This window comes from Deltaproteobacteria bacterium, assembly GCA_012522415.1.
Lineage (GTDB): Bacteria > Desulfobacterota > Syntrophia > Syntrophales > JAAYKM01 > JAAYKM01.
In genome coordinates this window covers 59106-65472 of record JAAYKM010000091.1, presented here as the reverse complement: position 1 = coordinate 65472, position 6367 = coordinate 59106, and the positions used below count along the sequence as shown (strand labels likewise).

The following is a 6367-nucleotide window of genomic DNA, read 5'->3' as shown; positions in this document are numbered from 1 at the left end:
GTTTAACAACCATGAAAATGTTATGGCCCATTACTATGGAACGGCCGAGGAAATCTGGCGTCAGACAGAAGGCGCGGTTACCATGGTAGTCGCTGCTTTGGGTACGACCGGGACGGCCATGGGAATTTCCGGTAAGCTGAAGGAATATAACCCGGATATTCGAATGATTGGGGTGGAACCCTATTTACAGCATAAAATTCAGGGCCTCAAGAATATGAAAGAATCTTACCGGCCTGGGATTTTCGATAAAAATCGTCTTGATGAAAAGACGAATATTCTTGACGAGGATGCCTTTGCCATGGCTCGCAGGATGGCACAGGAAGAGGGGATCTTTGTCGGCATGAGTTCGGGCGCGGCGATGCATGTTGCGCTCCAAAAAGCCAAAGAAATGACGGATGGGTTAATCGTTGTCATCTGTCCCGATGGTGGCGAGCGGTACTTGAGTACGGAACTGTTTGCTGACCAGAAAAATTCGACACTGAAACTTTATAACAACCTGACCCGTGAAAAGGATTTTTTTCGACCGATTAATCCCCAGTTGATTCTCATGCATTCATGCGGTCCAACCGTTCATGACATCCCCCATATCGGCAGTCTTCGACGCTTTGTCGTGTCGGACTTGATCCGGCGTTACCTTGAATATAAAGGCTATCCGGTACGTCATGTCATGAATATCATCGATCTCGCCGACCGATCCATCAAAGGAGCGGAGCGGGCCAACACGGATTTGTTGGGATATACCCAAAAGAACATGTCAGCCTTCCTTCGCGATATGGATACCCTGAATGTCAAAGGAGGGGATGAATATCCGCGGGCCAGCGATAATGTGCCCCAAATGATGGAAATCGTAGAAAAGCTGGTTGCGAAAGGATTCGCCTATGAAAAATTACGTTCGGTTTATTTCGATATATCGAAGCTCCATGACTACGGGAATCTGTCCAATGTAGATTTGAAACAGGTCAAGTATGGCTTAACAGTTGATCTGGATGATTACGAAAAAGACAGTCCGGGTGACTTTACCCTGTTGAAAAGGACGACCCTCAATGAACTTAAAAGAGGAATTTATTTTCAGACCCGATGGGGCAACGTTCGTCCGAGCTGGCATCTTGAATGCGCGGCCATTTCCTTGTGTCATCTTGGAGAAACCATTGATATTCATTCCAGTGGTAATGATATCATATTTCCGCACTGCGAGAACGTCATGGCCATTGGTAAGGCCGTGACAGGGAAAATGATGGCGAATTATTGGGTGAATACGGAATTAGTCATGACGGACGGCAAAAAAATGTCGAGGTCCTTGGAGAATACGATGACCATCGAGGGCTTGGAGAAAAAAGGTTTTTTCGGAAAGGAAATCCGTTTTTTCCTGCTGGGTTTGCACTATAGGAAGCCCCTCAATTTTACATGGGGCGCTCTGGAAACAGCCAAAAATACAGTAAAAAGAATAGATGGTTTCATTCAGCGCCTTCTTCATCCTTCTGATGGACCTGGGTTCCCCGATACGGACCAGCTATTGTATGCTCTTAAAAAAAACTTTTCTGATGAACTGGATGATGACTTGAATGTTTCAGGTGCGCTCGCCGCCCTGTTTGAATTTATCAGGCGAATAAATTCACCGTTGGTTGATGGCCTTCTTCGTGTCAGGGAAAAGGAAGGAATTCTCGAAGCCATGAAGAAGATCGATTCCGTTTTAGGGGTGATGACCTTTCAGGAACAGGGCCTTTCCCAGGAGGTGATGCATCTTCTGCGTTTAAGGGGGGAATCAAGGGAAAGGGCTGATTGGGAAACAGCCGATCGTATCCGACAGCAATTATCGGAGATGGGCATTGATGTGCATGATACAAAGACCGGCATGACTTGGACATTAAGACGATGAGGCATAACCAGGAGCAGCTTCGCATCAAGGCAAAGCTGCTCGGTGAGAGAAAGGCCCCATGCCTTTTCATAAACTTTGGAATTGTATTTTTATAATCACTTCTGTCTAATTCAACGAAAGTTGGTTCCGCGGGTACATCAACGATGGTGGTGTATAAGAGATGTTGGCGGCCCGCCCAGAAATTCCTGACGAGAATTTGCGGCGTTATTGCAGAACGCTTTTACGGCTATCAGTTTGGCGGTTTGAGTGCCCGGTCCCGCAAGGTTCCTGTTTGTGATGTTGGACAGAATCATTTTATTATGGATTCGGGCGCTTGTTTCGTATGGGTACCGGGCGCACGGCCTGTTCCTGTGATCGAGGAAAATATCGGACACGGTATGGTTCCGCCACTCAAAGATCTTGAGGGGCTGAGATTAATCTGAGGTGAAGACGCTCCGTGGATTAAGGCGGGAAACTTCGCCTAAAAGAAATTTCTTGACAAAGATCGTGAATCAAACTAAATTCCGCATTTCTCATTTAGAGGAGCGCGTGTGCCTGCAATATAAAAAGGTTGGCCTTTAGGCGGGATTGAAACATAGCAGCTGGCGTAGCTCAACAGGTAGAGCAGCTGATTTGTAATCAGCAGGTTGCGGGTTCGAGTCCCATCGCCAGCTCCAGATATGGCGCAAAATTGGAGGGGTTCCCGAGTGGTCAAAGGGAGCAGACTGTAAATCTGCCGGCGATGCCTTCGGAGGTTCAAATCCTCCCCCCTCCACCATTTATAATGATTGACTCATTATTCTATTTTTTTAAAAGAAGCGAAGCGGGAGTAGCTCAGTGGCTAGAGCGTCAGCCTTCCAAGCTGAGGGTCGCGGGTTCGAATCCCGTTTCCCGCTCCATGAAATTTGAAACGGTGCCTGTGTCCTTCAGAAGCCAGTCGGAAGAGGCCTGAACAGGGTAGGTCGCGGGTTATTTTCTGATATCAACCGGCCCACGTAGCTCAGTCGGTAGAGCACATCCTTGGTAAGGATGAGGTCACCAGTTCAATTCTGGTCGTGGGCTCCATAAAAAGGAATGAAGAGACTTCTATGAGAAATATCATTTTATTGGCCTGCACGGAATGCAAACAACGAAACTACTCAACAACAAAAAACAAAAGAACGATGCAGGGTCGTCTCGAGTTAAAAAAATACTGCAAGTTTTGTCGGACCCATACCCCGCATCGAGAAACGAAATAACGTCTCTTTACACGGAATCATTTTGCATGGAAAAAACAGGCCAGTAGCTCTAATGGATAGAGCGCCGGACTCCAAATCCGGATGCTGGGGGTTCGAATCCCTCCTGGCCTGCCATTCACTTTATGAAATCAAAGGGTGCGAGATTGATTGGGTAACTTAATGGACAAGATTAAACTGGTTCTGTTTAGGATTCGCCAGTTTTTAGGAGAGGCGAGAGCCGAATTGAGGAAAGTGACCTGGCCAACGCGCAAACAGACGTTTGCGTCCACAGGGGTTGTGTTGGTTGTGGTAATCATCGTGTCCCTCTTTTTGGGGCTTGTGGATTTTGGGCTGGCCAAGATCATTAAGGCGTTGTTGGGTTAACAATATGGAATTCAGGTGGTATGTTGTTCATACTTATTCAGGGTTTGAAAACAAAGTAAAACTTTCTCTGGAGGAACGCATTAAAACCGAGGGGAAGCAGGATTTTTTTTCGGACATTTTGATTCCGGAAGAAAACGTTGTGGAGTTGGTTTCAGGGGAGAGAAAAACATCAAAGAGGAAATTTTTCCCGGGATATATTCTGGTTCGGATGAAGTTGAACGATGAGACATGGCACATTGTCAAGGATACGCCCAAAGTTACAGGGTTTATCGGGAGCAAGGACAAGCCGTCCCCGGTTCCGGATAAGGACGTCGAAAATCTGATTACACGGATTGATGAGGGAACCTTAAAACCGCAGCCCAAATTCAAGTTCGATGTAGGAGATCATGTCCGCGTCATCGACGGGCCGTTCACAAATTTTGACGGAGTCATTGATGAAGTAAGACCCGAAAAGGGTAAACTCCGTGTTATCGTGAGTATATTTGGTCGTCCGACGCCTGTCGAACTGGACTTTATCCAAGTGATACAGAATTGACACGAAAAGCAGCGAAGTAAAGGACAGGCGTTGATAGAAAAGAATAGGTGGTCATTATGGCAAAGAAGATTATTGCGAGCATAAAACTACAAATCAAAGCCGGGAAGGCGACACCCTCACCGCCGATCGGTCCCGCTTTGGGGCAGCATGGTGTGAATATTATGGAGTTTTGTAAGGCCTATAACGCCATGACACAGAATCAGGAGGGAACGGTCATCCCTGTTGTGATCACTGTTTATTCAGACCGGTCCTTCACGTTTGTCACGAAAACCCCGCCGGCCTCGGTACTTCTGAAACAGGCGGCCAAGATTGCCAAAGGTTCCGGGGTGCCAAACCGGGACAAGGTTGGATCAGTCACGTCAGGACAGATAAAGGAAATTGCAGAATTGAAGTACAAGGATTTGAACGCAGTGGATTTGGATAACGCCATCCGGATTATCTCTGGAACGGCACGGTCCATGGGGATAGAGGTGGTTGGTTAAAAAGAAATAGAGGTTTTCGTCATGTCTCGAAAAGGAAAAGAGTTTGTAAAAGCTAAAGCGCAGATTGAGCCGAATAGACGGTACACTCTGCAGGAAGCCATTGATCTTTCAATTCGTACGGCCAGAGCGAAGTTTGATGAAACGGTTGATGCGGCGATTCGTTTGGGGGTCAATCCTGCCCATGCCGACCAGATGATCCGCGGCAGCGTTGTTTTGCCTCATGGACTTGGCAAGACGGTTCGTGTACTCGTTTTTGCCAAAGGGGAAAAGGAAAAAGAGGCGCTGGAAGCCGGAGCTGATGTGGTGGGCGGCGATGATCTTGTTGAGAAAATCAAGGGTGGTTGGCTTGAGTTCGATAAGACGGTGGCAACCCCGGATATGATGGGCAGCGTGGGTAAAATTGGCAAAATCCTCGGCCCTCGCGGACTTATGCCGAACCCGAAAGTCGGGACGGTCACTTTCGATGTGGCCAATGCCGTTCAGGAACTCAAGGCGGGCAAGGTTGAATTTCGCGTTGAAAAGGCCGGTATCATCCATAGTCCGGTCGGTAAGGTATCGTTTGGTGTGGAAAAACTGAGAGATAATATCGCCACACTTCTGGAAACCATTATCAAATTGAAACCCGCATCCAGCAAGGGTGTTTATATGCGGAGTATCTCAATTTCTACGACCATGGGTCCCGGGGTCAAGGTTGACCCCCTGGATGTGAGGAATATTAACTGATATTCATTATTTGTCTAACTTTAAGTCTGAGACAGCAGGTACAGAATAGTTTAAATCGGACCTTGGCGGCCTGCCGAGACGAAATGATGATTTGCTGGTGTAGGGGTATGTCCTTTCTGTACGTTTTTGTTCTCTGACTTTCATATCGTGCGTCCACACAGCAGGGGATGCAATGGCCCATTCGAACGGAGGAAGGAGGTTGGATATTGGATCGGAGAACGAAAGAAAAAGTTATCGCAGAGCTTCATGACAAACTGGAAGGAGTGAGGCTCGCAGTCCTTGCGAATTACAGTGGTCTTAATGTCGAAAAGATCACAGCCCTGAGAAACGCCCTGAGAAAATCCGACACAGAGCTGCGGGTCGTCAAAAACACCCTTTTGGAGATTGCTTCCAGAGACACGTGTGCGGCAGTCCTGAAAGATTACCTGAAGGGGCCTTTGGCCATTGTCCTCAACAACGGTGACGTGGTGGAGCCGGCTAAAACACTGGTCGATTTTGCCAAAAAAAATGCGCAATTGGAACTTGTCGCCGGTGTGCTTGAGGGAAAAGTTTTGGACGTCTCACAGATCAACGCCTTGGCGGAATTGCCTGGTAGAGAGGTCCTCTTGGCCAAACTGCTTTCCGTCATGGTTGGTGTGCAGACATCTTTGGTCAACGTTTTAAGTGCCGTACCGAGGGGTTTGGTACAGGTTCTTGATGCGTACAGGGTTAAAAAAGAAAACGATAACTAAAAATCGATAGGAAGGATAACAAAAATGGCAGAGATTACTAAGGCGGATGTCGTAAGTTTTATTGAAGGAATGACGGTTCTCGAGCTTTCGGAACTTGTAAAGGAATTGGAGGAGAAGTTCGGTGTATCTGCAGCGGCGCCTGTGGCGGTAGCGGCAGCTGGAACGCCTGCGGCGGCAGCGGCAACAGCTGCCGAGGAGAAGACCGAGTTTGATGTGGTCCTCACGGGATTTGGCAATGAGAAGATTCAAGTCATTAAGGTTGTTCGGGCCATCACCGGTCTGGGACTGAAAGAGGCGAAGGATCTGGTGGAAGGTGTGCCGAAGCCGATCAAAGAGGCCGTGCAGAAGGACGAAGCCGAGGACATCAAAAAGAAGATTGAAGAAGTGGGCGGTGCCGTGGAGATCAAGTAGGAAAATCTATCGGTACGACAATCCATCGG

General features: G+C 47.8%; 8 protein-coding genes and 5 tRNA genes. All 13 read left to right on the top strand.

From position 1 onward, the window contains the following. Positions 1-1876: cysteine--tRNA ligase (locus GX147_08210; GenBank protein NLN60669.1), on the top strand; the 1876-nt coding region annotated here is incomplete at its 5' end. Between the two features lie 580 nt (positions 1877-2456). Then, positions 2457-2532: transfer RNA gene (locus GX147_08205), tRNA-Thr, on the top strand. Positions 2533-2548: 16 nt separating this feature from the next. Then, positions 2549-2633: transfer RNA gene (locus tag GX147_08200), tRNA-Tyr, on the top strand. 45 nt (positions 2634-2678) lie between these two features. Beyond that, positions 2679-2754, top strand: a tRNA-Gly gene (locus GX147_08195). Positions 2755-2844: 90 nt separating this feature from the next. Next, positions 2845-2920 (top strand) — tRNA-Thr (locus GX147_08190). Between the two features lie 23 nt (positions 2921-2943). Continuing rightward, positions 2944-3093 (top strand): 50S ribosomal protein L33, encoded by a 150-nt coding sequence (rpmG, locus tag GX147_08185; GenBank protein ID NLN60668.1) that lies wholly within the window; start codon positions 2944-2946, stop codon positions 3091-3093. A 37-nt stretch (positions 3094-3130) separates the two neighbouring features. Then, positions 3131-3207, top strand: a tRNA-Trp gene (locus tag GX147_08180). A gap of 33 nt (positions 3208-3240) precedes the next feature. Then, on the top strand, positions 3241-3456 hold the full coding sequence (gene secE / locus GX147_08175; protein NLN60667.1) for a preprotein translocase subunit SecE: 216 nt from the start codon (positions 3241-3243) through the stop codon (positions 3454-3456). Positions 3457-3460: 4 nt separating this feature from the next. Further along, on the top strand, positions 3461-3991 hold the full coding sequence (nusG, locus tag GX147_08170; protein NLN60666.1) for a transcription termination/antitermination protein NusG: 531 nt from the start codon (positions 3461-3463) through the stop codon (positions 3989-3991). Positions 3992-4047: 56 nt separating this feature from the next. Next, complete coding sequence (gene rplK / locus GX147_08165) at positions 4048-4473, top strand: 50S ribosomal protein L11 (GenBank protein ID NLN60665.1); 426 nt, start codon at positions 4048-4050, stop codon at positions 4471-4473. 21 nt (positions 4474-4494) lie between these two features. Next, positions 4495-5196: a 50S ribosomal protein L1 gene (locus tag GX147_08160; GenBank protein NLN60664.1), complete on the top strand. Its 702-nt coding sequence runs from the start codon at positions 4495-4497 to the stop codon at positions 5194-5196. Positions 5197-5402: 206 nt separating this feature from the next. Next, on the top strand, positions 5403-5927 hold the full coding sequence (gene rplJ, locus GX147_08155) for a 50S ribosomal protein L10 (GenBank protein ID NLN60663.1): 525 nt from the start codon (positions 5403-5405) through the stop codon (positions 5925-5927). A 24-nt stretch (positions 5928-5951) separates the two neighbouring features. Beyond that, a complete protein-coding gene (gene rplL / locus GX147_08150; GenBank protein NLN60662.1) occupies positions 5952-6338 on the top strand; it encodes a 50S ribosomal protein L7/L12 in 387 nt (128 codons plus the stop codon). Positions 6339-6367 lie beyond the last annotated feature (29 nt).